The 24,938-nt window shown below is 63.7% G+C and carries 28 protein-coding genes; 11 read left to right on the forward strand and 17 right to left on the reverse strand.

The genetic code is table 11. The features are described from left to right. Position 1 precedes the first annotated feature (1 nt). The 3 genes from AC1DIO_RS31310 to AC1DIO_RS31320 form a co-directional block, all read right to left on the reverse strand. Positions 2-1,126: a metallophosphoesterase family protein gene (locus tag AC1DIO_RS31310; protein ID WP_441508043.1), complete on the reverse strand. Its 1,125-nt coding sequence runs from the start codon at positions 1,124-1,126 to the stop codon at positions 2-4. 140 nt (positions 1,127-1,266) lie between these two features. After that, the gene (locus AC1DIO_RS31315) at positions 1,267-1,941 is read right to left on the reverse strand and encodes a type 1 glutamine amidotransferase domain-containing protein (protein WP_441508044.1); all 675 of its coding nucleotides are present in this window, start codon (positions 1,939-1,941) and stop codon (positions 1,267-1,269) included. 212 nt (positions 1,942-2,153) lie between these two features. After that, positions 2,154-3,095, reverse strand: coding sequence for a GlxA family transcriptional regulator (locus AC1DIO_RS31320; RefSeq protein WP_441508045.1), 942 nt, complete (start codon positions 3,093-3,095; stop codon positions 2,154-2,156). 121 nt (positions 3,096-3,216) lie between these two features. On the opposite strand from AC1DIO_RS31320, the gene AC1DIO_RS31325 reads away from it, so the two are divergent. Next, positions 3,217-4,026, forward strand: coding sequence for an SDR family NAD(P)-dependent oxidoreductase (locus tag AC1DIO_RS31325; protein ID WP_441508046.1), 810 nt, complete (start codon positions 3,217-3,219; stop codon positions 4,024-4,026). Between the two features lie 119 nt (positions 4,027-4,145). Then, positions 4,146-4,778, forward strand: coding sequence for a VOC family protein (locus AC1DIO_RS31330; RefSeq protein WP_441508047.1), 633 nt, complete (start codon positions 4,146-4,148; stop codon positions 4,776-4,778). Positions 4,779-4,980: 202 nt separating this feature from the next. Here the strand turns inward: AC1DIO_RS31330 and AC1DIO_RS31335 are convergent, their stop codons facing one another. Genes AC1DIO_RS31335 through AC1DIO_RS31365 form a run of 7 tightly spaced genes read right to left on the reverse strand, consistent with a single transcriptional unit; the run spans position 4,981 to position 11,368 of the window. Next, positions 4,981-5,895: a VOC family protein gene (locus AC1DIO_RS31335; protein WP_441508048.1), complete on the reverse strand. Its 915-nt coding sequence runs from the start codon at positions 5,893-5,895 to the stop codon at positions 4,981-4,983. 57 nt (positions 5,896-5,952) lie between these two features. Further along, on the reverse strand, positions 5,953-6,762 hold the full coding sequence (locus AC1DIO_RS31340; RefSeq protein WP_441489947.1) for an SDR family NAD(P)-dependent oxidoreductase: 810 nt from the start codon (positions 6,760-6,762) through the stop codon (positions 5,953-5,955). A 43-nt stretch (positions 6,763-6,805) separates the two neighbouring features. Next, positions 6,806-7,525 carry an ABC transporter ATP-binding protein gene (locus AC1DIO_RS31345; protein ID WP_441508049.1) on the reverse strand — a complete coding sequence of 240 codons (720 nt, stop codon included), beginning with the start codon at positions 7,523-7,525 and terminating at the stop codon, positions 6,806-6,808. A 3-nt stretch (positions 7,526-7,528) separates the two neighbouring features. After that, complete coding sequence (locus AC1DIO_RS31350; RefSeq protein ID WP_441508050.1) at positions 7,529-8,332, reverse strand: ABC transporter ATP-binding protein; 804 nt, start codon at positions 8,330-8,332, stop codon at positions 7,529-7,531. Beyond that, entirely contained in the window at positions 8,332-9,279 is a 948-nt protein-coding gene (locus AC1DIO_RS31355) for a branched-chain amino acid ABC transporter permease (RefSeq protein WP_441508051.1), read from the reverse strand. Before AC1DIO_RS31355 ends, AC1DIO_RS31350 begins: the two co-directional genes overlap by 1 nt. 4 nt (positions 9,280-9,283) lie before the next feature. Next, positions 9,284-10,171: a branched-chain amino acid ABC transporter permease gene (locus AC1DIO_RS31360; protein WP_476854612.1), complete on the reverse strand. Its 888-nt coding sequence runs from the start codon at positions 10,169-10,171 to the stop codon at positions 9,284-9,286. Positions 10,172-10,222: 51 nt separating this feature from the next. After that, complete coding sequence (locus AC1DIO_RS31365) at positions 10,223-11,368, reverse strand: ABC transporter substrate-binding protein (protein WP_476854613.1); 1,146 nt, start codon at positions 11,366-11,368, stop codon at positions 10,223-10,225. A 173-nt stretch (positions 11,369-11,541) separates the two neighbouring features. Between AC1DIO_RS31365 and AC1DIO_RS31370 the strand changes: the two genes are divergently transcribed. The 6 genes from AC1DIO_RS31370 to AC1DIO_RS31395 all read left to right on the forward strand — a co-directional run bounded on the left by AC1DIO_RS31370 (position 11,542) and on the right by AC1DIO_RS31395 (position 16,496). After that, on the forward strand, positions 11,542-12,264 hold the full coding sequence (locus tag AC1DIO_RS31370; RefSeq protein WP_441508054.1) for an FCD domain-containing protein: 723 nt from the start codon (positions 11,542-11,544) through the stop codon (positions 12,262-12,264). A gap of 90 nt (positions 12,265-12,354) precedes the next feature. After that, on the forward strand, positions 12,355-13,212 hold the full coding sequence (locus AC1DIO_RS31375; RefSeq protein ID WP_441508055.1) for a fumarylacetoacetate hydrolase family protein: 858 nt from the start codon (positions 12,355-12,357) through the stop codon (positions 13,210-13,212). A gap of 81 nt (positions 13,213-13,293) precedes the next feature. Beyond that, a complete protein-coding gene (locus tag AC1DIO_RS31380; RefSeq protein WP_476854614.1) occupies positions 13,294-14,217 on the forward strand; it encodes a VOC family protein in 924 nt (307 codons plus the stop codon). Between the two features lie 73 nt (positions 14,218-14,290). Beyond that, positions 14,291-15,034, forward strand: a complete 744-nt coding sequence (locus AC1DIO_RS31385) for an SDR family NAD(P)-dependent oxidoreductase (protein WP_476854615.1) — start codon at positions 14,291-14,293, stop codon at positions 15,032-15,034. Positions 15,035-15,108: 74 nt separating this feature from the next. Further along, positions 15,109-15,483 (forward strand): nuclear transport factor 2 family protein, encoded by a 375-nt coding sequence (locus AC1DIO_RS31390; protein WP_441508058.1) that lies wholly within the window; start codon positions 15,109-15,111, stop codon positions 15,481-15,483. A 74-nt stretch (positions 15,484-15,557) separates the two neighbouring features. Further along, entirely contained in the window at positions 15,558-16,496 is a 939-nt protein-coding gene (locus AC1DIO_RS31395) for a LysR family transcriptional regulator (protein WP_476854616.1), read from the forward strand. Positions 16,497-16,602: 106 nt separating this feature from the next. On the opposite strand, the gene AC1DIO_RS31400 is transcribed toward AC1DIO_RS31395, so the two are convergent. The 3 genes from AC1DIO_RS31400 to AC1DIO_RS31410 all read right to left on the reverse strand — a co-directional run bounded on the left by AC1DIO_RS31400 (position 16,603) and on the right by AC1DIO_RS31410 (position 18,375). Then, positions 16,603-17,046: a DoxX family protein gene (locus AC1DIO_RS31400; protein WP_441508060.1), complete on the reverse strand. Its 444-nt coding sequence runs from the start codon at positions 17,044-17,046 to the stop codon at positions 16,603-16,605. Positions 17,047-17,230: 184 nt separating this feature from the next. Further along, complete coding sequence (locus AC1DIO_RS31405) at positions 17,231-17,527, reverse strand: putative quinol monooxygenase (RefSeq protein ID WP_441489960.1); 297 nt, start codon at positions 17,525-17,527, stop codon at positions 17,231-17,233. A 206-nt stretch (positions 17,528-17,733) separates the two neighbouring features. Continuing rightward, positions 17,734-18,375, reverse strand: coding sequence for a hydrolase (locus tag AC1DIO_RS31410; protein ID WP_441508061.1), 642 nt, complete (start codon positions 18,373-18,375; stop codon positions 17,734-17,736). A 302-nt stretch (positions 18,376-18,677) separates the two neighbouring features. Between AC1DIO_RS31410 and AC1DIO_RS31415 the strand changes: the two genes are divergently transcribed. Next, positions 18,678-19,592 carry a pirin family protein gene (locus AC1DIO_RS31415; protein WP_441508062.1) on the forward strand — a complete coding sequence of 305 codons (915 nt, stop codon included), beginning with the start codon at positions 18,678-18,680 and terminating at the stop codon, positions 19,590-19,592. Positions 19,593-19,636: 44 nt separating this feature from the next. Here the strand turns inward: AC1DIO_RS31415 and AC1DIO_RS31420 are convergent, their stop codons facing one another. Genes AC1DIO_RS31420 through AC1DIO_RS31435 form a run of 4 tightly spaced genes read right to left on the reverse strand, consistent with a single transcriptional unit; the run spans position 19,637 to position 23,207 of the window. After that, positions 19,637-19,915, reverse strand: a complete 279-nt coding sequence (locus AC1DIO_RS31420; RefSeq protein ID WP_441508063.1) for a GNAT family N-acetyltransferase — start codon at positions 19,913-19,915, stop codon at positions 19,637-19,639. A gap of 54 nt (positions 19,916-19,969) precedes the next feature. Continuing rightward, a complete protein-coding gene (locus tag AC1DIO_RS31425) occupies positions 19,970-20,434 on the reverse strand; it encodes a DoxX family protein (protein ID WP_441508064.1) in 465 nt (154 codons plus the stop codon). A 21-nt stretch (positions 20,435-20,455) separates the two neighbouring features. Further along, positions 20,456-22,033, reverse strand: coding sequence for a DHA2 family efflux MFS transporter permease subunit (locus AC1DIO_RS31430; RefSeq protein WP_476854617.1), 1,578 nt, complete (start codon positions 22,031-22,033; stop codon positions 20,456-20,458). A gap of 25 nt (positions 22,034-22,058) precedes the next feature. Continuing rightward, complete coding sequence (locus tag AC1DIO_RS31435) at positions 22,059-23,207, reverse strand: HlyD family secretion protein (RefSeq protein WP_441508066.1); 1,149 nt, start codon at positions 23,205-23,207, stop codon at positions 22,059-22,061. Between the two features lie 253 nt (positions 23,208-23,460). On the opposite strand from AC1DIO_RS31435, the gene AC1DIO_RS31440 reads away from it, so the two are divergent. Next, positions 23,461-24,537, forward strand: coding sequence for a LysR family transcriptional regulator (locus AC1DIO_RS31440; protein ID WP_476854618.1), 1,077 nt, complete (start codon positions 23,461-23,463; stop codon positions 24,535-24,537). A gap of 87 nt (positions 24,538-24,624) precedes the next feature. Then, the coding region (locus tag AC1DIO_RS31445; RefSeq protein ID WP_476854619.1) for a leucine zipper domain-containing protein at positions 24,625-24,938 on the forward strand (314 nt) is incomplete at its 3' end.

Below are 24,938 nucleotides of genomic sequence, written 5' to 3' on the forward strand. Positions count from 1 at the left end.
CTCAAGCGCCCTTGGAGAAATGGTCGAGATACATCATGCGAAGCGCCATGCGCGCAGCGCCGGCCTCCGGATCACCGTCATTGGTTGCCTTCGCGCGCAGTCGCTCGACCGCGGCACGAACGAAACCGGATTTGTCGAGCGCATCGAGATCATCGGAGGTTGGCTCATCGACCAACGCGCTGTCATCGATCTCGAGATGGTGAAGGCGGGCCTCCCAGGAGCGAAGCTCGCTTTCGAGGCGCCGGCGCTCGGCAAAGCTGACACTGCCTGCCAGCGAGAGCGAGACCACCTGATGGCGATGGCTCGCGGCGAGATCACTGAGCGTTTCGATGGCGCGATCGCATGTGCCATCGATGAGTTCGACCGCGACCTTGTTCCAGCGAAAGTGCCCGACAGCGACGGTCTCGACGATCTCCGATGCTCGCGGTCCGGGGATGTCGACGATGTAGACCGACCCGGCGTCATTGGCCTTGTGGCGGTCAGGTTCAGGCGTCCCGGAATAATAGGTCCGCTGGGCGATCTTCAAAGCCCCATGCCAGTCGCCGAGTGCCAGATAGCAAAGGTTGGCGGTCTCTGATCGATCCTCGGGGATTTCGTTCGACGATTCCGCGGCGCCCGGCAGTCGATTGGCAACGCTGCCATGGGCCAGGCCAATGCGGCATGCGCCGTCCCCGGATGGCGCATCGACGAACCAGGTGGTCTGGTCGAGCGCCTCTCGTCGGCGGCGCAACGGGGCGGGCAGAACGACAGCCCGACCGCTCCAGAGATCGAGCGGTTCCGGCTTGTCGGCGATGATGACATTCGCCGCCGGGCCCATGGCCTGGATCCGTGTCCAGACACTGTGGGCCAAGGCCGCGTCATGGTTTCCGGGCAGGAATATCCATTGTCCCTTGAAGGCGGCGAGGGCTTCGAGCGTGCGCACGATGGTCCGGTCCGAGACCGAGTTGCTGTCGAAGGCATCGCCTGCAACCAGCACGGCGTCGACCTGTCGCTCATGCGCCAGGCTGGCAATCGTCTCGACGGTCTTGATCCGCTGTGATCGCAGTTCCGCCCCGGGATCGCCGACAATGTTGGAGAACGGCTTACCGATCTGCCAGTCGGCGGTATGAAGAAAGCGAAATGCCACTGCGTCCCCCAGCCAAGGCGCCACCATCGTCGCTGGGCGTGAAAATGCAAGCTTTGGCTGCCGATTTCTGGGGGACGGGTGGTTTCCGCCGCCGAGAATGCCGAGTGCTCGATGCTCGCAATGGTCTGCCGCCGAAGAGCCTAGCGCAGGAGCTTGACGAGTTCCTGCGCAGCGGCGGTCGACGAAGCGGGGTTCTGGCCGGTGATCAGGCGGCCATCGACGATCGCGAAGCTCTGCCAGTCGGCTGCTCTTTCATAGCGTCCCCCGAGGCGCTTCAGTTCATCCTCGACGAGGAATGGCACGACGTTGGCGAGCTGGACGGCCTCCTCCTCGGAGTTGGTGAAGCCCGTGACGCGCTTGCCCTTGACGATCGGCTGCCCCTGCGAGGTTACCCGGTGCAGTACGCCCGGCGCGTGACAGACGGCGGCTACGGGCTTGCCGGCATTGTAGAACGCCTCGATCAGCGCAATCGAAGCCGGATCCTCGGCAAGGTCCCATAACGGGCCATGACCACCGGGATAGAAGACGGCGTCGTAGCTGTCTGCCGTCACGTCGCTGAGCTTGACGGTGTTTGCCAGGACCCGCTGCGCAGCCGGATCCTTCTTGAACCGCGTCATTGCGTCGGCCTGGTTGCCGGGCTCATCGCTCTTGGGGTCGATCGGTGGCTGGCCGCCTTTCGGCGAGGCAAGTGTGATCTCGGCGCCAGCGTCCTTGAAGACGTAGTAGGGCGCCGCGAATTCCTCGAGCCAGAAGCCGGTCAGCTTGCCGGTATCGCCAAGCTGATCATGTGACGTCAGCACCATCAGGATCTTCATCTTCGCAACTCCCTCGGTTGAACAACTCGCGATTGAACGGGCTCAGACGGATGACCACCTGAGCGCGGGGCCTGAAGGCGAAGCCGGAACGCCTGCGGGCTCGTCCGCCAGCCGATACGCGATGAGGATCATGGCCGGGAGCGAGAGTCTCGCTCTCAACCCGACGTCGTCCGATCATAGCACGGATGGCCGGGATGGCTTCGGGCGCCGGGCTAGCCTGATGCGCGTGCATTGCGCCGGATGGCCTGTGGCGGCTGGCCATAGCTTCTCAGGAAGGCACGCCGCATCCGCTCCCGGTCGGCGAAACCGGTTTGCTCGGCGATGGCCTCGACGGGGTGGCCGGTCTGCTCCATCAACAGGCGTGCGGCTTCGACCCGCAGGTTCTCGACCGCCTTGGCCGGCGACTGGCCGGTCTCCGCGCGGAAGGCGCGGCTGAACTGGCGGGGGCTGAGCCTGGCGGCGTCAGCGAGATCCTCGACGCTCAAGCGCGACTGGAGATTGCTCCTGGCATAGTCGAGTGCCGACTGAACGCGGTCCGACTTGGCGTCCATGTCGAGCAAGGCGGAATGCTGCGACTGGCCTCCCGCGCGCCGGTGATAGACAACCAGTTTTCGTGCCGTCATGCGTGCAACTTCGGGGCCGAGGTCCTTCTCGATCATGCCGAGGGCGAGATCGATGCCGGCGCTTGCGCCAGCTGATGTCCAGATCGGACCATCGACGATGAAGATACGGTCGGGATCGACCTTGATCCGGGGATAGCGCGCGGCGAGATCCCGGGCGCTTCCCCAATGGGTTGTCGCCTGGCGTCCGTCGAGCAGGCCGGCCTGAGCCAGAACGAAGGCTCCGGTGCAGATCGAAGCGACCCGGCGTGCCTTGGTCGCCGCCCGGCGCACGAAATCGATCATCGCAGCCGACACCTCCGATCCCGCCAGATCGCCACCGAAGATCATCGTGTCATAGGGCGTATCGTCGAAGGGCTCGGTCTGCAGCATCAGGCCGAGTGAGCTCTTCACCGCTCCTCCGCTCTGCGACATCACCCGGACGTCATAGAAGGGGGTGGTGGGGACCGAGAGATTGGCGAACTCGAAAGCCGAGAGCGCAGCGAAACTCATCAGCTGGAAGCCTGGCGAAACGACGAAACCGATCCGATGCATGGCACGCTCCGATCAGGTCCTTGATGTCCTGAAAGGTGGTATATTTGACATTTGAGACATGGGCAAGCAGGCCTAGATTTCCTCGCCATGGAGCCCCGCCAGGGGCAATGGAGATGAAACAATGAGCCAGGGATTCAAGGGTTTCGCACTGGTGACCGGCGCCTCGTCCGGTATTGGCGCGATCTACGCCGAGCGTCTCGCACGACGTGGCCACGATCTCATTCTCGTGGCGCGCAATGCCGAACGGCTGCGCAAGCTGGCCGACAGGATTGCAGCCGAGACGGGCCGCAAGGTCGAGGTCATCGCTGCCGATCTCGGCAAGCGCGACGATCTCGCCAGGGTCGAGGCGGAACTGCGGGGCAATCGGCGGATCACCACGCTGGTCAATAATGCCGGTGTCGGTGCGACGGCTCCGCTCCTGCAGTCGGACATCGACAAGATGAGCGACATGATTGCTCTGAACGTCAACGCCTTGATGCGCCTGACTTACGCCGCGGTGCCCGGATTCGTCGAACGCGGCGGCGGAACGATCATCAATATCGCTTCGATCGTCGCTGTCGCGCCGGAGCGCCTGAACGGCGTCTAYGGTGGCTCCAAGGCCTTCGTCCTGGCCTTCAGCCAGTCCTTGAAGCATGAACTGTCGGACAAGGGCGTGCGGGTTCACGTCGTGCTGCCGGGAGCGACGGCCACCGACTTCTGGGAGATCGCCGGAAAGCCGGTCGAGCACCTGCCGAGCGAGATCGTGATGACGGCTGCGGCGATGGTCGACGCGGCCTTGGCCGGCCTGGACCTGGGTGAGTTCGTGACCGTGCCGTCCCTGCCGGATGTGGCTGACTGGAATGCCTTTGAGGCAGGACGGCAGGCGCTGCTGCCCAATCTTTCCCGCACCGAACCTGCTGCTCGCTATGGCGTCCGGCCCGAAGCGGCGTAAGCTCCCCGGCGGGCGGTCGGTCGAAGTGCGAAACATGTTTCAATCGCCTGGATCTCCGTCATTTCAGGCGATTGGAGGTGTGTCGCAACTCTCACTCATCTGAATGGAAGGAGTTCGACATGAGCGATACTCAACTGCGCAGCGAGACTGCAAACCGGAGCCTCGGAGCCCTGGGGGCCGACCTGAAGCTTGAGGTCGTCAGCATCCCCGTTGCTGATGTCGATCGCGCCAAGCGCTTCTACGGTGGCTTGGGTTGGCGACTTGATGCCGACATTGCAGGCGACAATTTCCGGGTTATCCAGGTCACGCCTCCAGGCTCGCCCGCTTCTGTCATCTTCGGCAAGGGCAACACCGTGGCCCCCTATCTCATCGTCTCCGACATCGTGGCGGCGCGCGCTGCACTCGCCGCTCGCGGAGCCGAGGTTGGCGAGATCTACCATTACGGCGAGCAGGGAGACCGTCGCAGCGGGCCCGAGCCGACACGGCGCAGCTACGCGTCGTGGCTCTCGTTCAAGGACCCGGACGGCAATGAATGGCTGCTGCAGGAGGTCACCCAGCGTCTGCCCGGACGGGTCGAGGCGGGTGATACACGCTTCGCCTCATCCAGGGAGCTCGCGGCCGCGCTCCGGCGTGCGGCGGCCGCGCATGGCGAACACGAGAAGCGAAACGGCGGCCAGCATGATGAGAACTGGCCGGACTGGTATGCCGAGTACATCGTGCAGGAGCAGGCCGGCAAATCGCTGCCGACATAGGGTTTTGCTACGACCCCATCGGCCGCTCCTTGGGCCGGCGCTGCTCACAGGTCTGGTTGAAGCGAGCGGCCAGCGCGTGGCTCGCATCGCTTTCCCCTGACGGTTGAGCCGCGGCGCGCCCGTCAGGATCAGGGGTCCGCGTCCGGATTGGCGATGGCCCGCCGCGGTCACCTGTCGGCGGGCCGTTCGCGAGTGCGGAGGGTCATGCCGCGTAGGCGGCGGCTGCGCACCTTGCAAAGCCCAGCGCCGGATCGATGAAGTTCGCCGGCGGCGGCGAGCCCCAGAGATTGATCCAGCGGTCGGAAAGCGACGGTGAAATCGTCCAGCTGCGCGGTTCGTAGAGCAGGTCATTGTCGATGCGGTCCATCCCCACCGACATTTCGACGACGCAGCCATTGGGGTCGACGTAATACTGGAAGACGTTGCCACCGGCGCCGTGGCGCCCCGGCCCCCACAGCAGCGAGCGGTTCTTGAGGACAAGCCCGTCAGCGATGCCGGCGAGGTCCTCGAGGGCGTGGAAGTCGAAGGCGTAGTGATGGAGATCGCCATCGCCGGGGCAAAGCGCTACGGTGTGGTGATAGCCGTCGGCGGCCCGAAACCAGCGGAATTCGTCGCCGCCGGTGCGATCCGAGAGCTCCATGCCGAGCAGCTTGACCAACAGGTCACTGAAGGCGAGCCGGTCGGGAACCTTGAGATTGACGTGCTCGATGCGTTTGGCACGCGCCCCAGGCCCGATATGGCGCTGTGCCTGATCGCGTGCGATGGGCGTGTGGACCTCGAAGATCGGCCCCCATGGCGTCGCGAACCGTATGGCGCGCTCGATGCCGTCATGAAGCGGCCTGTCGTCCAGGATCTCCAGGCCTTCCGAGCGCACCCGCCGCCCGATCTCGTCGACCGCTGCGGCGTCGGATGCTTCGAGCCCGATCGCCAATGTGGCGCGGCTGCCGCCTCGCGTCAGCGCGACCTCCCAGCGCCGTTCATTCGAAGACAGGAACACTGTGTCGCCGCGCCGGCCCGTCACCTTGAGACCCACGAGTTCGGCGAGGTCCTGCGCGGACCCGTCCGGATCGGGCGTCGTGAAGGCGACGAAGCCCATCTGACGAATGAGGTGGCTCATGCTGCTACTCCTGAGACTGTATGTTGCCGGGTCGGGTGTGGAGAGTGTTGTCAGGCGTCAGCGCGCGTTGACGCTGAAGCCACCATCGATGTTCAGCTTGGCGCCGTTGATGTAGCGGGCACGATCGGACGCGATGAAGAGTGCCAGGTCGGCAACCTCGTCGACCTCGGCCCAACGCTCCATGAAGATGCCGCGCTCGCGGCAGAAATCGGCGAGGAACTGCTCGCGGGTCTTGCCTTGCTGCTTGGCCAGGCCGTCCGCCCATTCCTCCCGGAATTCGGTGCCGACCAATCCCGGCACGATGGCATTGACCGTGATGCGCTCGTTCCAGAGATCCTGGGCGAGATAGCCGGTCGTGTGGATCAGCGCGGAATTGTTCAAGCCGTGCAGCATGGCAGGGCGCCAGACCGCGATCCCCGATGAGCCGGTGATGTTGATGACGCGCCCGGTACCGTCGCGAGCCATCATCGGCAGAAATTCGCGAATGACGCGCAGCGCGCCAAGCGTCTTGACCTCGATGAGCTCCCGCCACTCGTCATCGTTCCAGAGCACCTGCCTGTCGTTGCGCGTGACAGGAGCCCCTGCATTGTTGATCAGGATGTTGAGGGTCGAGAACCCGGGGACGGCTCGAAGCGTCTGCGCAGCGGATGCGACTGAATCCGCCTGGGTGATATCAGCCGAGACGGTGGTCACGGTCACCGACGTTTCCTTGCGGATCTCGTCGGCGGCTTCCTCCAGAGCCTCTCGTCCGCGCGCCAGCAGCGCCACGTTGACGCCTTCTCGCGCCAGCGCTCGTGCAATGCCCTTGCCAATGCCTTTACTGGCTCCGCACACCAAAGCGGTTCGCCCAGAAAGTCCCAGTTCCATGAGATGTTTCCTTGACTTGATGTCGTGAAGCTCTGCGGCGCACTCAGCCGTGCAGGTAGGCCTTGATGAGACTGTCGTCGGCGAGGACGCCCTGCCATTCGCCGCGCCTGATCTCCTGCGCGACCTTGCCGACGGAGAGCACATAGGCCCGGTCCGTCATTTCGGCGGCGATCGTGATGCTCTGTTCTACCAGCAGGATCGCCATGCCCTGGCTCCGCAGGTTGTTCAGGACGCCAAGGATCTCCTTGACGATCTTCGGGGCGAGCCCCGTCGTGAGTTCGTCGAGGATCAGGAGGTCTGGCTGCAGGAGAAGCGCGCGGGCAATGGCGACCATTTGCTGCTGCCCGCCCGAGAGCAGCCCGACTGACGAGTGATAGCGCTGCTGCACGGCAGGAAAGAGCGTCAGCACCTCCTCGAGGCTGAAGCGCGGGCTACCTCCGGAGGCCTTTCGGCCGGCGCTTTCAGCGAGGCGCAGATTGTCGCGAACGGTCAACTCGACGAAGAGATTTCTGTTTTCGAGCACAACCGCGATGCCGCGCTCGGCCCGGCGGTGCGGCGGCAGGTCGGTTAACTCGACGCCATCCTTGAGAACCCGACCAGCCATCGGTCTCACCAGACCGCACAAGGTTCGCACCAGCGTCGTCTTGCCGGCGCCATTGGGGCCGACGATCGCGACAGCCTCGTTCCGGCTGACCGACATCTCGATTCCATGCAGCACGGGCAGGGCGCCGTAACCAGCCTGGAGTGATTGGATCTGCAGCATGGCTCAGCCTCCCAGATAGGCTTCGCGCACGCGGGGATCGGCCTGGATCGCAGCCATGGGCCCGGATGCGATGATCTCGCCGAAATAGAGAGCGTGCACGGTGTCGGCGATCGTCATCAGGCCCATGTCGTGGCTGACCAGCAGGATGGTCATGCCCTCGCTGTTCAGCATCGCGATCCAGCTGCGCAATTGCCCGATCTCCTCGGTGTTGAGGCCCGAGGAGGGCTCGTCGAGCAGCAGCAGTCGCGGCGCCCCGACATAGGCGCGGGCAAGCTCGACGACGCGGCGCTGGCCGGCTGGCAGGCGTCCGGTCTGCGCATCCAGGAATTTGCCGAGCGCGAACTTGCGACAGGCCTCTTCGGCGGTATTGCGTAGCCGATCGAACTCGCGTCGCGCTGTGGGCGTGCGCAGCATGCTCGCCAGAATGCCGCTGCGGCCGTCCTTGTGCAGACCCACCATCACATTTTCCAGCACCGACATGCGCTCGAATACTTTCGGCGTCTGGAAGGTACGCATCAGACCATGACGGGTGCGCGCCTGGATGCTGTCGGCAGCCATATCGCGCCCGGATAGCAGGACCCGCCCGGCCTTGGGGCGCAGGAATCCGGAGACGATATTGAAGCAGGTGCTCTTTCCCGACCCGTTCGGCCCGATCAGCCCGACGATCTGGCCCTGCGGGACCGCGAAATTGACATCGGACAGCACCTTGAAGCCGCCGAAACTATGGGCGATGCCCGATAATTCCAGGGTCGCTTGCAGGTCGATCGGCCGCGAGGGGAGGCGTTTCAGGTCGGCGACAGCAGTCATCACGCCATCCTCCGTTTCACGAGTTGCGCGAGGCGATCTGCGCCTCCGATCAGCCCGTCGGGCAAGAGGGTGACGACCAGCACCAGCGCCAGCCCGAACAGAACCTGGTGAATGTCGCCGAGACCGCTGAGCAGCTCGGGGATGAATGTGACGAACAGCGCGCCGGCGATGATCCCCCAGACCGATGTCGAGCCGGCGACGACCGGAATCAGGAGGAATGCGATCGAGCGTTCGACCGTGAAGCTCTGCACGCTGATATAGGAGACGTAGTGCGCGAAGAGCGATCCGGCGAGCGAGCCGAGCATGGCGCAGATGACGAACATCGCAGTCTTGAGACGGTGCATGTCGACGCCGAGGACCTCAGCGGCCGGGGCGGCATCGCGCATGGCGCGCATGCCAAGGCCCGGACGCCCGCGGACGAGGTTGTCGGCGAGGAGCAGCACGAGGATCGCGATTGGCCAGACGAGGTAGTAGACCCGCTCGGGCGTATCGAAGGCGAAGCCGACGATGCTGAGCTTGGGAATGCCGCCAATGCCGAGCGTGCCGCCGGTCAGCCAGTCCCATTCGAAGAACAGGACATTGCCGATGAGGCTGAGGGCAAGCGTGGCCAGGGCGAGAAAGAAGCCGGTCAGGCGCAGGACCGGCCAGCCCACGGCGAGGGCAATCAAGGCGCTTGCCACCATGCCGGCCAGGAACCCGGCCAGGGTCGGCAAGCCGAGCTGAACCGTGAGATAGGCCGAGCTGTATGCGCCGATGCCGTAGAACAGCGCCTGGGCCAGATTGACGATGCCGCATTGACCGAGCAGCAGTCCGACACCGAGCCCGCCGATGGTGAACAGGCCGGCGAACACGAAGAGATCGATCAGGTGCCGCGACAGCAGGAGCGGCGCGAGGGCCCAGGCCAGGGCAAGCAGGAGAAGCAGGAGAGGTCGGCGCAGGTTATCCATGGCGCTAGCCTCCGATCCGCCCGACACGGCCGAGCAGGCCGTTCGGCATGACGATCATGATGACGATCATCATCGCGAGCGCGATCACGTCCTTGTAGCCGGAGGGAAAGCCGACGACGGCGAGGGATTCGAGCAGCCCAAGCGTGACGCCGCCCAGCACCGCTCCGAGCGGGTTGCTCAGTCCTCCAAGGATGGCGGCTGCGAAGCCCTTGAGGGTCAGGGCGATGCCCATGTGGTAGTTCACCGCAACCAGGGGAGCGACAAGGATGCCCGCGATCGCGCCGACGGTGCCGCCGAGCAGGAAGGTCAKAGAGCGCATCCGGCGAACATTGATGCCGTTCGTGGCGGCGCCGTCGGGATCCATGGACGCCGCCATCATCGACAGCCCGAGCAGCGTCCTGCCGTAGAAGAGGCGCAGACCGACGACCACGATGATCGCCGTACCGATCAGCCAGAGAGCCTGGATCTGCAGGAAGGCATCGAGGATCTCGATGACGCCTTCTTCGCCCCAGCTCGGCAGGAGATAGGAGTTGCGGCCTGCGAGATAGAGCACTGCGGCAGACAGCGTGACCGCCAGGCCGATGGTGAGCAGCAAGAAGCTTTCCTCGCCCGCGCGCTGGCGCATCATCGGCTGCACGAACAGGCGATCAATGATGACACCGACGGCCGCACCGGAGATGACGCCCAGAAGGATCGACAAGCCATAGGGCAGGCCGACGGGCTCCAGTGCGAAGACGGTGACCATCGCGCCGATCACGGCGAATTCGCCCTGCATCGCGTTGATGATCTGGGTGCCCTTGAAGATCACGGCGAGGCCTATGCCGATCAGCGCATAGACGAAGCCGTTGGTGATCCCGGACAGGATCGCCTGCATGACGAGACTGGCTGACATGATGAGAGGTCCGGTAGGGAAGGCAGGCGCTCGGCACCTGCTCCTCCACGGTCACTTGGCGGCGGAGTAGTCGAGGCGCGTGAACTTGCCCTTGACCAGCTTCGAGTAGTTGAAGCTGGCGAGCGTCAGCCCGCCCATATCCGGGGCAGAAAAGTCGAATTTCGCCATGACGCCCTGGTAGGGACGGCGCATTGCGCTGCAGAGGGCTTCGTTCGTGGCATCGGGCCCGGCTGTCTTGAGCGCCTGCGCCAGCGACATCACGGCATCCCAGCCCGCGGCCTCGAAATGCTTCGGCAGCCGGCCGTGTTMCTTCTGGAACAGGTCCACGAACTCGCGCTGATGTGGCAGCGGGTCTTCGGCGATCAGGAACTCGGCGTGGATGATGTTGTCGGCCGCATCGCCCATGGCCTTGACGTAGTCATAGGTCGCGGTGCCGTGGACGGAGATGATCGGCGCCGTGAGCCTCACCTGCCGCGCATTGCGGAAGGGCATCGGAGACGTTGATATGACGATGACGGCATCCGGCGCGCTCGCCCTCACCTTGGCGGCCTGCGTCGTCAGATCGGTGGCAGCGATCTCGAATTTCTCGACCTGGGACCAGGTGACGCCGAACTCTCCGGCGAGGTCCTTCATGCTGTTCCAGACGACCTGACCGTAGCCGGAATCATGCAGGACGCCGACCTTGCTCGCCTTCATGTCGCGGACATAGGAGAGCAGCGCACGTGCGTTCAACTCCTGTGACGGCGTGATGTGGAACACGCAGGTCCGGTCGCGTTCGACGGCAGGTCCCAGCCCTGAAAAGGCGATCTGGGTCAGCTTCAGCGGCGCCGTGATGCCGCCGACTGCGACGGTCTGGGCGATGCCGGAGGTGCCGATCAGCGCCTTGATCTTGTGAGAGTGCACCAGCGCGTTGACCTTGCTGACGGCGACATCCGGGCTCGACGCGTCGTCCTCGATCAGAATCTCGATCGGCTGACCGTTCACGCCGCCGCGTGCGTTCAAGGTCTTCTGAGCAAGCAGAATGCCTTCCCGCTCAGGGAGGCCGACACCGGCAATGGCGCCCGTGGCTGAGATCACGGCGCCGATCCTGATCGGCGCTCCGCTGGCGGCCGTCTGGGCAAGAGCAGGCATTGGGGACAGCGACAACAGCGCGGTCGGCGCGAGTGCGATGAGCGAACGATAGGCTTGCAGAGCCATGGCTGATTTCTCCCTCCGGATTGGGCGCTGGCCGCGCTCCTTGATTGAGGGGGAGGCTACGAGATTTTCATGTCATGTCAAATATTTTCGAAAATAAAAGATATCATGCGATATTCCGGGGCTTATGTTACAACCCGCGGCACGATGTCGATGTCCAGGATGTGGAGGCAATCTTGAATCTGGTCCGCCCAACCCAGCGCGAGCTCGCTCGTCAGGCGAATGAAGAGCCGAAGGGGCGTACGCGGATGTCGGGCATCTACGAGTTGCTGCGGCGCGACATTCTGGAGTGCCGACTGAAGCCGGGCATGCGCCTCCGTTTCGAGGAGTTGCGGACGCTCTATGAGATCGGCCTCAGCCCGTTGCGCGAAGCTCTTATGAAGCTGGCATCCGATGGGCTGGTGGTTCTGGAGGAGCACAAGGGCTTCCGTGTCGCTCCGGTCTCGCGGTCCGATCTTCTCGATATCACCTACATGCGCAAGGAATTCGATGCCATGGGGGTCAGATTGTCGATCGAGAAGGGGGATGATGCCTGGGAAGCCAACATTCTCGCCTCCCTGCATGAGCTTAGCAAAAAGCCCAAGCTCGGACCGGACGGGCTTGTCGATGCGGAATGGGAGAGGCGCCACCGGGCCTTTCACCTGACCTTGGTCTCGGCCTGCGGCTCCCCGTGGCTGCTTCATTTTCGCGAGCAATTATACGACCAGGCCGATCGCTATCGGCGCTTGTCGGTGCAGTACTTGCGTGAGCCTCGCGACCATCTCGCCGAGCATCGAGAGATTGCGGACGCAGCGCTCGCCCGCGATTCGGATGCCGCTGTTTTCCTCGTTCGTCGCCACCTGGATCGGACCGTGCAGATCCTTCTCGCGGCAGACGGGGTGCTGTCGGTCGACCTGTAGACATTATCGACAGATAGAAAGATATTCGAAAATCTATTGACGCCCGGATTTTGGCTGCTACCGTCTCGACATCCAATCAAGGAGATGGCGATGCGGTACGTGAGTTATGTCTCGGGTCAGCAGGCGGGTTTGGCCGTCCGTGATGGCGCTGAGCTTTTCGATCTCGGTTCCGTCGATCTCGGCAAGGTCCTTGCGGATGGACCCGGTGCCGTTGCCGCGCTGGCCCGCGCGCCGCGGGGCAAGCGACTGGACCAGGCCACCCTTCGCTTTCTCCCGCCGGTTGCCCGACCGCCCAAGATCGTTTGCGTCGGGTTGAACTATGTCGATCACGCGGCCGAGAGCCCCTACAAGGACGTCCCGAGCTATCCGGCCGTCTTCCCGCGCTTTGCGTCGAGCCTTATCGGCCATGGCGAAGCCATCGTCCGCCCAGCGGTATCGGCCCAGCTTGATTTCGAGGGCGAGCTCGTGGCGGTGATCGGGCGAGGCGGCCGGCATATCTCGCGTGAAGCGGCGCTCGACCACGTCGCGGGTTATTCGATCTTCAACGACGGCTCGATCAGGGACTACCAGTTCAAGTCACCGCAATGGACGGTCGGCAAGAACTTCGACGATACCGGCGCGTTTGGCCCCGAATTCGTCACGGCCGACGAGTTGCCGCCGGGCGGCAAGGGCTTGAAGATCGAGACGCGCCTCAATGGCGTGGTGGTCCAGTCCGCGAATACCAGCGATCTGGTTTTCCCGCTTGCCGACCTGATCTTCTATCTCAGCGAGGCGATCACGCTGGAGCCTGGCGACCTGATCATTACCGGAACGCCGGCTGGGGTCGGATTTGCCCGCAAGCCGCCGCTCTTCATGAAGGATGGCGACATTTGCGAGGTCGAGATCGAAGGGCTCGGCGTGCTCCGGAATCCGGTGCGCGACGAGGTCGCTGTGGCGAGCGCAGCCTAGCCGCGCCGCCGCGTCGCACTGAACCCAAGCAAGAACAAGAATAGCCCAAAAGAAATGGACTGAACGAGGGAGTTTACGCTCATGACGCCGCTGGTTACCCGCCAGAGCTACATGGCCTTGAATGTCGAGGATCTGGATGCATGCGTAAGGGATGCAGAAAGCGTCCTTGGGTTGCGCATCGTCGACTACCATGACGGGCGCGCCGTGTTGACGGCGACAGGCCGTCGCGCGGAGTTGATGTTGCATCAGGCTTCCGGCAACGCAGCGCGGACGGTGGGCCTCGAGGCACTGGATGGCGATGCCGTCGAGGCCGCGGCCTCGCGCGCCTCAGCGGTTGGACTTGCGGTCTTGTCCCGCGAGCCGTCGCTGCCATGCATCGAGCGCTCGGTCACCTTCACGACCAGCGATGGCCATGTCTTCGAAGTTCATACTCCGATGCCGGCGGACCAGCCACGGCGCTACGCCGGGGCCGGGATTCACCCGCGCGGCATTTGTCACGTCAATCTGACGTCTCCCGATCCCTGGCGGATCTACGGTGAATTGCACGAGACCCTTGGTCTCAAGATTTCGGAGCGCACCTCGGGATGTGAACTGGTCTGGCTTCGCGCTGCCGACGGACGGCATCACACGGTCGGGATCGTCAAGGGGGCTCGACCGGGCATCCATCATTACGCCTGGGAATTTGCCCAGTTCACCGATTTCATGCGGCTCGGCGACGTGCTCGACGCATTGGACCGCGTTGTAGTCTGKGGGCCCGGGCGTCACGGCGCGGGCKACAATCTCTTCGCCTATTATCTCGATCCGGCAGGTTTCATGGTGGAGTGTTCGTCGGAGATGKAAGTMATCGCGAACGATACMGGGTATGAGCCGAAGGTTGCCGATATCGATGCGGACCTGACCAATATCAAGGTCGTGAACCGTTGGGGCGCGCCGCCGCCGCGCCCATGGATCCAGCACCACACCGATTTCGCTGTCTTCGACGGGCACGGTTCCGCGCGCGGCTGAATCGTCCGGCGCTACTGCGGAGGTCAAGTCCGCAGCAGCGGCTCTCGGGAACATCCTGAGATGGGAGAGAGATGTGCTGCTTTCCGGAAAAGTCATCGTCGTCACCGGAGCGGAATCCGGCATCGGCCGGGCCATAGCAGAGGCCTGTGCAGAGCAGGGGGCGAGCCTCATCGTAGCGGGGCTCGACAAGAGCAAACTCGCGGACGTGGCGGCAGCGCTTGGGAGCGCGGGGCGTGATGCTCTGGCTGTCGCAACCGATATCAGAGAGGCGGTGGCCGTCAGCCGATTGTTTTCTGCGGCGGTCKAGCGCTTCKGGCGCATCGATGCTGCCGTGGCGAATGCCGGCATCATCGGCGCGCGAAAACCGGCTGCGGAACTCACGCTGGAGGACTGGCAGCAGGTTCTCGACGTCAATCTCACCGGAACCTTCCTGACGGTTCTGGAGGCCGCACGCGTGATGGTGAGGCAAGGCGGGGGCGGGTCCATCATTGCGACCGGATCGTCGACCGCCCTGCGGCCGGTGTCTGGCCTCTTGCCCTATGTTGCGAGCAAGGGCGGCGTTCACGCGCTGATGCAAGGCCTCGCGCTGGAACTGGCGCCGCACCGGATCCGGGTCAACACGCTCGTCCCGGGCACGACGGCGACGGATGCCACGCGTGCCATGCCCGGCTATCTCGATCAGGTGGCGAAGAGCCTGCCGATGGGCGAGGTCGTCGATGTGCAGGAACTCGGGCGCTATGTCGCCTTTGCCCTGAGCGATCAGCTTCCACATCTGACCGGAGCGCATCTCAAGATCGATGCCGGCCGGACGATCTGAAGGCCCGGACTCTGAGAATCCAAGTCTCTGAAGATCCAGACCGGCATTGCCCGAAACCATTCGAGGATACGTTCATGACCGACCCGACGATCCGCGCAATCGAGCAACTGGAGAAGCGGCGCTATGACGCCATGCTGCAGGCGGATCTCACCGTGCTTGGTGACATGCTCTCCGACAGCCTCGCCTATACGCATTCCAACGCAGCGCGCGACGACAAGGAAAGCTACCTGCAGAAGGTCGGCGCGAAGTTCTTCGACTATCACGCGATTTCCAACGAGGATCAGGAGATCAAGGTCTTTGGGGATGTCGCATTGGTGACCGGCGTCATGAAGGCGGAGGTCACGGTCAACGGCACCGCGAAATCTCTGAACAATCGCTACCTTGCCGTATGGCTCCGAGAAGCTGGAGAATGGCGCTTCGTGGCCTATGCACCGACGCCGGTTTCGTAGCTGGCGCTGGCCGTGTGGCTGAAACGGTGCCGAAGCCCTTTCGCTAAGGGGTGATGGTTCGCTATCATCGAACAATGGCTTGGCGTTTCGACGATGTGCTGACCTTCCTCAAGGTGGTGGAAGCCGGGGGAATTACGGCTGCGGCGAGTGAGCTGAAGCTGTCGAAATCCGTGGTCAGCAAACGCATCAGCGATCTCGAAGAGGCGCTCGGCGTCGCGCTCCTCCACCGCTCGACCCGCAGCGTCACGCCGACCGAACAGGGTTCCTTGTTCCACGACCATATGCGCGACGCGCTGCGCAGCATCGATGAAGCCGTGGAGGTGGTGACCGACCGTACGGGCCCGCTGAAGGGGCGCTTGCGGGTGACGGCACCGATGAGCTTTGCGACATTGCATCTTGGTCCGATGCTGGCTGATTTCGCGCGGCTCCACCCTGGCGTCGAATTCGCGATCGACCTTGACGATCGCATGCTGGATCTGGTTGCGGGCGGTTATGACCTCGCGATCCGCATCGGGCGGTTGCCGGATTCCTCACTTATCGCGCGAAAGCTGTGCCAGAGCCGGCGCATCGTCTGCTGCAGCCCCGCATATGCCCGGGAGACGGCGCTGCCGAGGTCCATCGACGAGATCTCGGCTCATAACTGCATCGACTACGCCAATGCCCATGCCAGCCGGCTCTGGCAGTTCCTCCCCATCGCTCCGGACATGCGCCCGCGCACAGTGGTGACACGCAGCCATCTCGTCACCAATAATGGCGAGGTCATGCGCGATCTGGCGATTGCTGGCCTCGGCCTTGCGGTCCTGCCCCTGTTCATTGCGGCCGATGCTGTTCGCGCGGGGCGGCTGATCCATGTCCTGCCCGATGACGAGGCGCTGCCGGATACGATCTACGCAGTCTATCCGCCGACGCGCCATCTGTCGCACCGCGTCCGGACACTTGTGGACTACCTGAGCAAGCGGCTGGCGAACGGTGTGCCCTGGACGATCCCAAGCGATCAGGGCTCGGCCAGCTGACGCCCTTAGATCATCGGACCGGATATCGTATCCGGTTCGATGATCTAACCCTTTGTGTTTGCATCGGCTTTCCCGAAGACCGCAATCCACTTTTCGGGCCGATGCTTTAGAATTCCCGGCCGAGCCAGCGATCGAGTGACAGCCGGCCACCGCCATGCACCGACATCAGGGCGAAGGTCCCGAGCCAGACCACGGTCAGGTGATAGCCGGTGCCGCGCGGGATCATGACCATCACGAGGATCACCACGAGCTGGATGAACAGCATGAAAGCGAGCGGTCTGGTGAGAAGGCCGATCGCGATGGCGAGACCTCCGAGCAATTCCAGACCGCTGGTGAAATATGCGAGCGGCACGGCCGGCTCCAGACCGAGCCGTTGAAACAGTTCGATGTCGCGGGTCATGCCGTCACCGAACAGCTTGGTCCAGCCGAATGTCGCCATGATCAGCCCGGACGTGGCGCGCATTGCCGCATAGGCCAGAGGTTCCAGAGCGGCGTAGAGGGGCGCCAATTTCGGGATGATAGCGCGCTGCTTATCCAGGTTTTCAGCCATGACGGGGATCCAGATTGCGGAACGTGGGTGATCGATCGGTCGAGTGGGGCGACGCATCGGCGATGCGGCGCAGCGGCCTGTTGCGTTCGGGGCGAGGAAGAGCGGAAGCGGCGCCGGGACGCGTCTTCGCCGGCCGTGTGAGCTGGAACGCAGCAAACGCGGCTAAGGCATCGTCCCGAGCTCTTCACGCGATGCGGTTCAGGAAGCAGGCGATCTCGGTGCGTTCAACATTGGCGGCGCCATGGTCCTGGAAGTGCCGGATATGGTCCCCTTCGTTGTGATGCTTGTCCCGGGCTTCGGTGCTCGCCCAGTGTTCAACGAAGACGAAGCGGCGCGGATCATTCTGGTCGACGAAGAGATCGTACCGCAGACTGCCTTCTTCCCGGCGTGAGGGCTCGACGACATTGGTCAGGTCGCGGCGTAGGTCCGCCTCCTTGCCGTCCTTCGCGTAGAGAGAAACAACGATGAAGAGCTCGCCCATTCTGCCGATCCTCCACGGTGGGCAGGTCAAATCAGAGAAGCGCCCTGCGGCTCCCGCCGGCGGGCCGTTGCCCTGATCGATCCCAGGTTCTCATCCGGATCGATGCAGCACGCTCCCGACGACAGGAGCCGGAACCTGCGTCATTCGAGCCCGAGTGAGACACTCCAGCCTGGATCACGTCACGGCGCCGGCGGCTTTGTCCCGACTTACTCGGTCCGATCGTAGGAGAACTGGATGCCGGCCGTGCCGCCGGTCTCGATGAACAGGTTGATGAAGGCTGGAACGGTCTCCTTGCGGGCCCAATCGCGCTGCAATTCGCAGAAGAGCTGCGGCACGCTGATCATCTTGCCGCCCGCCTGCTCGATCCGCCGCAAGCCCGCCTCATGCGCCGCAACCGAAGTGCCGCCGACAGCATCGGCGACGACATAGACCTCGTAGCCGGAGACGAGTGCGTCGATCGCCGGGAAGGTCAGGCAGGCCTCGGTCCAGAGCGCCGTCATGATCAGTTTCTTGCGCCCGGTCGCTTCGATCGCCTGGCGGAATTCGACATCCTCCCAGGAATTGATTGTGGTGCGATCGATGGTTGGAATGCCCTTCAGGGCCTTCTGGACCTGCGGGATCGGCGGCTTGTTGAGGCCGGTCTTCACATTCACCGTCGAGTGGACGATCGGCAGCCCATAAGCGACGGCCGCCTTCGCGGCACCGACGATGTTGTTGATCATCAACTGTCGGTCCATCGAGGCGATCGAGTTCACCTGAACCGGCTGATAGTCGATGATGATGAAGGCCGAATTCTGCGGCGTCAGCAGGTGATCCTTGCGCGGGTCGCGAATGGCTTCGCTTGTCATGACGTCATCCTCGCTGTTGCTTTGGCACGCTKACCGGTGCCTTGACGGTGGCGCAGCCGCGCCGGGCGCCCGCGACATCGTCGCCTCAGGGTCCGAACGGGCAGGTCAGCCTAGCACCGCGATTCAGCCCCGGAAGCGTACCGCTCCCGAACTCTGTGTTCTTTCTGGTCGAACAATGGTGCTGTGCATGACCTCGCCATCCCCCACGGTGAGGCTCATAATCGCTGCCCGGAAACTCAGGGCCGATGATACAGCGGCGATCGATCCCGATTCCGCTTGGTCCGTGCGCAAGGGAGACGCCGATGAGCTGGCTACCGACGGAAGACCCCATCACGGGCGATCGAAAATCCTGCGATGCACTCGAACTTGTCGTCGTTCCGCGCGTGCGCGACCTCGGCGGCTTCAATGTCCGGCGTGCGCTGCCACATGGAAGGCGCCAGATGGTCGGCCCTTTCATCTTCTTCGATCATTTCGGGCCGGTGCAGTTCATCGCCGGTCATGGCATGGATGTCAGGCCTCACCCTCATATCGGCCTCGCAACAGTGTCCTACCTGTTCGATGGACGCATCATGCACCGGGACAGCGAAGGCAATGTGCAGGAGATCAGCCCGGGCGCCATGAATCTGATGACGGCGGGACGGGGCATTTCCCATTCCGAGCGCACGCCTGAAACCGATCGCGACGGGACCCACACGATGCTCGGGCTGCAAAGCTGGATTGCGCTTCCTGTCGCGCAGGAGGAGATCGCTCCCTCCTTCCAACATTATGGCGCGACGGATCTGCCGACCATCCAGGACCAGGGCGTGAAGGCGCGGATCATCGCCGGTTCCGCCTTCGGCAAGGCGGCGCCCGTCAGCATGGCCTCTGAGTGGTTCTATGTCGAAGTATCGCTTGGCGCAGGCATGAGCGTTCCGCTCGACGCCGATCATGAGGAGCGTGCGATCTATGTCGTCAGCGGCGAGATCGATATCGCGGGCGACCTGTTCGAAGGCCCGCGCCTGTTGATCTTCAAGCCGGGCGACCGGATCACGGTCCGCGCGACCCAGCCGACGACAATGATGTTCCTGGGTGGCGCTGCGCTCGAAGGTCCCCGTTACATCTGGTGGAACTTCGTGTCATCGAGCAAGGAGCGCATCGAGCAGGCCAAGGAAGATTGGAAGCAGGGGCGTTTCGGGCATGTGCCCGATGAGAGCGAATTCATTCCTCTTCCGGAATAGCCAGGCAGTTCGCAGCGGGCGCGCGGGCGGTTCCCAGCCTGCTTTCAGCCGTCGATGATATCGTCATATTCGGGATGCCTGCTGGCCCAACCCGCCATGAAGGAGCAGCGGAGGACGATCTTTCGCCCACTGGCACGGATGAGATCGAAGGTCCCCTTCGCCAGCCTGGAGCCGATGCCCTGACCTGAAAGCTCCTGCGGTACTTCCGTGTGGGTCAGCACGACACGGTTTGCGTCGAGCCGATAATAGGCCAGGGCCAAGCCTCCATCGACCGCCAGTTCGAAGCGGTTCAGGTCCGGGCGGTCGATGACKATGCCATCCATGGCTTTCTTCCCTCCTTGTCGGTTCACGCAAGTTCGAGGCTGCTCCCTTCCCGGTCACCGGGAACGGAGCAATCCGAACAGGCTGCGGATTTGACGATGTCCGCCTCCCATTGCCAAGGCGAGGAGAAGCCCCCCGAACAGGCCGGCATTCTGGAGAAAGATCACGCTCTGGGGCAGGGGGATCGGGCCCGTATCATTCCAGGGGGCATGAGCAACCACGGTMGCCATCGCGGTAAATCCCGCGAGCAGTCCCGCACCGATCCAACTCGTCCGTGGCCAGACCAGCAGGGCTGATCCGCCCAGCTGCGTCACGATGACGGCGGCCGCCATGAGGGTCGGTAGCGGCAATCCATTATGGGCCATTTCCTGTACTGCGCCGCCAAAGTCGAACAGCTTGCTGAGACCGCTGAAGACGAAGCCTCCGGCCAGCAGCATKCGGGCGAGCAGATATCCGGAATGATGTGTCTCGACCTCGGGCGAAGCCCGGTCGCTGGACGAAGTCGGCACTCGAATAGACATGGGTGTTCTCTCCCTGGGGGATTACAAGAGCTTTCCGGGCAGCATGGTCTTGCGGAAGCCAAATGCGATCAGGATCGATGCGAGCATCAGGATGCCGAGCAGCAGGAACGCGTCGCGATAGGCCAGGACGAAGGCTTCCCGTTGCAGCGTGCGGGCGATGAGGGCGGTAGCTGCCCGCGTCGCTTCGATCTCGGGCAGGCGCGACGAGAACATCTGCGACAGCGTCTCGATCCGCTGCGTGGCCTGGATGCTTGCGGTCGTGACATGCTGGCCGAGCAGGTTCGAATGCACCTGTTCCTGAACCCGGACGAAGGTGCCAACGGCGGCCACGCCAACCGCCGAGCCGACCGTGCGCAGGATGTGAACAAGCGATGCGATCCAGGGAATTTCGCGCAGCGAGATGTCTTCGGTGATCAGGACCATGATCGGAATGGCCAGGAATGGCGCGGCGCTCGACTGCACGACAAGGGGAACGAGAACCTGGCTCGCGTTCCACTGGCTGGTCAGGCCTGCCATCATCAGGAGGCCGACGCCCTGCAGCGCGGCGCCGAAGACAAGCAGGCGGCGCGGATCGACCCTGTAGCAGAGGCTGGCGACGAGCGGCATAAGGAGCAGCTGCGGCAAGGCGGAGGCCAGGAACACGCTGCCGCTCTCGAGCGCCCTGTAGCCCTGCACCCGGGCGAAATATTGCGGCAGCACGAGAGCTGATGACATCACCGCGATGCGCGTCAGGAACATCATGAACAGGCCGAGCCCGGTGTTGCGCCGCCAGAGCAGGCGGGGATCGACCAGCGGATCGTGATGCAGGAGCGCGTGGACCAGGGCGCCGCCGAGGAGAAGCGTGGCCGAGGCCGCCAGTCCGGTAATAAGCCCCGAGGCGAACCAGTCGAGGCGGTTTCCCTGATCAAGCGCAGTGACAAGAGCCGCCAGCCCGAGTGAAAGCGCGATCAGGCTGAAACCGTCAGGCCTTCGAAAGCGCATGTACTTGATCGGATCGCGGGTCAGGCCATAGGACCCGGCGAACAGCGTCAATGTTCCCGGCAGCACGTTCAGCCAGAACAGGTACTGCMAGGTGAAGTGGTCCATCACCCAAGCTTCGATCGACACCGAGAGGCTCGGTGTGAAGGCTGAGATCAACGCATAGAAGGAGAGGCCATACAGGCGCATGGGCTGAGGCAGATGACGCATCGTCACCGCATAGGCCATCGGGATCAGGACGCCGGCACTGAGCCCGCGCAAGGCCTGGAACATCAGCAGGACAGTGAGTGACGGGCTGAACGGCGCGGCCAACGAGAAGAGCGTGAAGAGCAGGGAACCGAGGAGCACGCCGCGGGCCGGGGACAGGATCCCGCGTAGCCAGACCGCAGCTGGGATAGCGGCAACCTCCGCCGTAATGTAGGCGGTCGTGATCCAGGAGCCTTCATCGGCTCCGATCCCGAGCGCGCCCCGAATGTCGGCGAGGCCGATTTCAGTCAAGCGCGCATTCACGAGTGCGGTGAACGTGCCGAGCAAGACCGCCGCGACACCGACCAGTGCGCGCAGGCTCGGTGCGGCCGCGATTGGACGCGCAGGGGCTGCGGGATGGATTGCGGTCGCCATGATCGAGCCTCCCGAGGTTGCGGGTTCAGCGTTGAGCCTGTTCCGGCGCCAACCGGTCGGTGTGGATCGTCGTGACGACCGACATTCCGGGACGCAGCAGCCCCTCCAGTTCCGGAGTGGAGTCGAGCGCGATCCGAACTCCGATACGCTGGGCGACCTTGGTGAAATTGCCGGTTGCGTTATCCGCCGGCAGCAAGCTGAACTCCGCGCCGCTGGCGGGCGACAGACGCTCGACGCGGCCGGTCAGGGCGCGGCCAGGGAAGGCATCGATCGTCACGCTGACGGCTTGGCCTGGCCGGACCTGCGAAAGCTGGGTTTCCTTGTAATTGGCCACGACATGCACCCGTGGCAGCGGCACGATCGAGATGAGCTGCGACCCTGTGCGGACATATTGCCCTTCGCGGACCGAACTCGCGTTGGTGATGCCGTCGATCGGGGCAGAGATCCGCGTGTAGCCGAGATCGACGCGCGCAAGGTCGAGAGCCGCGCGCCGGCTTTGCAGTTCGGCTCGAGCCTGCTGATCCTGGGTTCCAAGCACCGCGAGCTGTTGCCGCTGAACTGCGATTTCAGCCCGCTTCTCCAATAGTCGCGCATCGAAGCGCTTCGTATCGGCTACGGCGAGTTCGAGCCGCTGTGCCGTCGTCCAGCCGTCGCGTGTCAACGCCTCCTGCCGACCGCGTTCCTGAACGGCACGGTCGCGATCAGCCAGGATGGCCGCGATGCCGGCTTCTGTCTGAGCGATGACATAATGCTGCAGCTCGGTCCGGCTTTCGGTATTGCGCAAGGCGGCATCGGCTGCTGCGACGCCGGCTTCTGCCTGTCTGACGCGCGCCGCGTGTTCCGTGTCTTCGATCTCGAACAGTGCGTCACCCGCCTTTACCGGCTGAAAGTCCGCGACCACGACCCGGGTGACCCGGCCCCCGGTTTGCACGCTGACCGGAACGGTGTCGGCTCGAAGATAAGCGTTGTCGGTCGTCTGGTCGGTAAGCCCCGCGATCCAGTGTCCCCATCCCAGCGGGATGACGATGGCAAGCCCGACGCCTCCCACCAGCACGGAGGTGCGGGCGAGGTTGATCAGCGCGCGGCGCGGCTTTCTCTTGTGCTGTGCCGGTTGTTCGCTTGTCTTTGCGGCGGGGCCTTCTGCCGGGCGAAGGCGGGCGACTGCAGCGCTCATGTCGATGTTCCTCACCGGCCAATCTGATCTGCCGGGTGCGGCCCGAATATGGGATCTCAGGGCTTATGATTGAAATGAAACTATGCCATTTGAAGAATGAGTGCTGCTCATATGGCTTCCCCTCGATGAGAGCGGGGCACCTCGTGAGACGAAGGGAGCTGCGGAGCGCTTCGGCTGCCGGCTGTGGTCGCAAGGCAGGCGGCCAGGCTGTCTGGCGAAGGGACGAAGATGAAACCTGCCATTCACAAGCTGCGTGCCGAGGCGGTTTCCCCTGGCGAGCTCGGTTCCGGGGGCAGCTGGCGGTCCGGTCGCGAAGGAGCGCGAGCAAGAGCTCCCCGGTTCTCAATTGGATAAAGCTCGGCCAATGAGCATCCTTCACAAGCTTGATTTGAATCTCATCCGCGTCTTCGATGCGGTCATGGAAGAGCGAGGCGCCTMCCGCGCCGCTGCTCGCCTGGGTTTGACCCAATCAGCCGTCAGTCATTCCCTGAACAAGCTGCGGCGGATCCTCGACGACGAATTGTTMGTACGCGGCCCCGGCAGAATGCACCCGACGCCGCGCGCTGAAGAGTTGGCACAGCCGATCAAGAGCGCACTTCGTCAGATCGAGGCGGCGTTTCACGGGCCTGTATTCGAACCGGGCTCATCTGAGACGCGCTTCGTCATTGCTACATCCGACTATGTCATCGGCGCCCTGATGCCGCCCGTTCTTTCAAAACTGGGACGGATCGGGCCTGGCCTGCGGTTCTGGCTGCGCCCGTTCAATGATCTCAACCTCGTGGAAGAACTCGATCGCGGAACCCTGCATCTCGTCATTGGAGCGTTCGGGCGCGTCCCGTCCCGCCTTGTCATGGAGCCTCTTTTCACAGGACCGAATGTCTGGGTCATGCGGAGAGGGCATCCTGCTGCGACCGGCACCTTTGGTGTGGAGGAACTGGCGGAATTCCCGCATCTCGACATTCTCATCGCCGGCCAAGGCGCAATGACTGCGGGCGGAACAATCGACCAGGAGGGCCTCGAACGGGCCTATGTCAGCAGCAATCCGCTCCAGCTCGAAGCGCTGATGGCGGAGCGTGGCCTGACACGCAAGGTCGGGGCGGTTGTGTCTCATATTCTCACGGTGCCCCCGATTATCGCTGCCACCGACATGATTGCGTTCGTCCCCAAGCAATTGGCGGAGCAGAATCCGGGGCTTGAATTCCGTGATCCGCCCTATCCAAGCCCGGCGCTTCAGATCTCGATGCTGTCCCACCGCACGATGGGAGCACACCCATCGGTTGCCTGGTTGCGGCAGGAATTGGTCCGGGAGCTTGCGAGCCTGTCGGGCTAGGTGTCGAAGCTATGAAGGTTGTTCATCCGGGCCGGTGCTGAGAGGCTGGGGTTGCGAAGCTCCAACGCCTGCGCCGGAGGTGCCCGGATGAACGTTCATCAGAATGCCCGTTTGACGCCTTGCGGTCGAGCCCTGCTGGCAGAGCGGGTCGAAGGGGGCTGGTCGGTCAAGGCGGCGGCACTGGCGGCGGGCGTCTCGGGCCGCACGGCCCATGCCTGGCTTCGCCGGCACCGGCAGGGCGGCGCGCGCAGGTTTCACGACCGCAGTTCAGCCCCGCATCACTGTCCGCATGCAACGCCTGTGCAGCGTGTTGCCGAGATCGAGGCGCTGAGGCGTCGCCGGCTGAGCGGCCCGCAGATTGCGGCTGCGCTCGGCATGCCGCGCTCAACCGTGGGAGCGAT

This window comes from Allobosea sp. 05T439, from assembly GCF_056396005.1.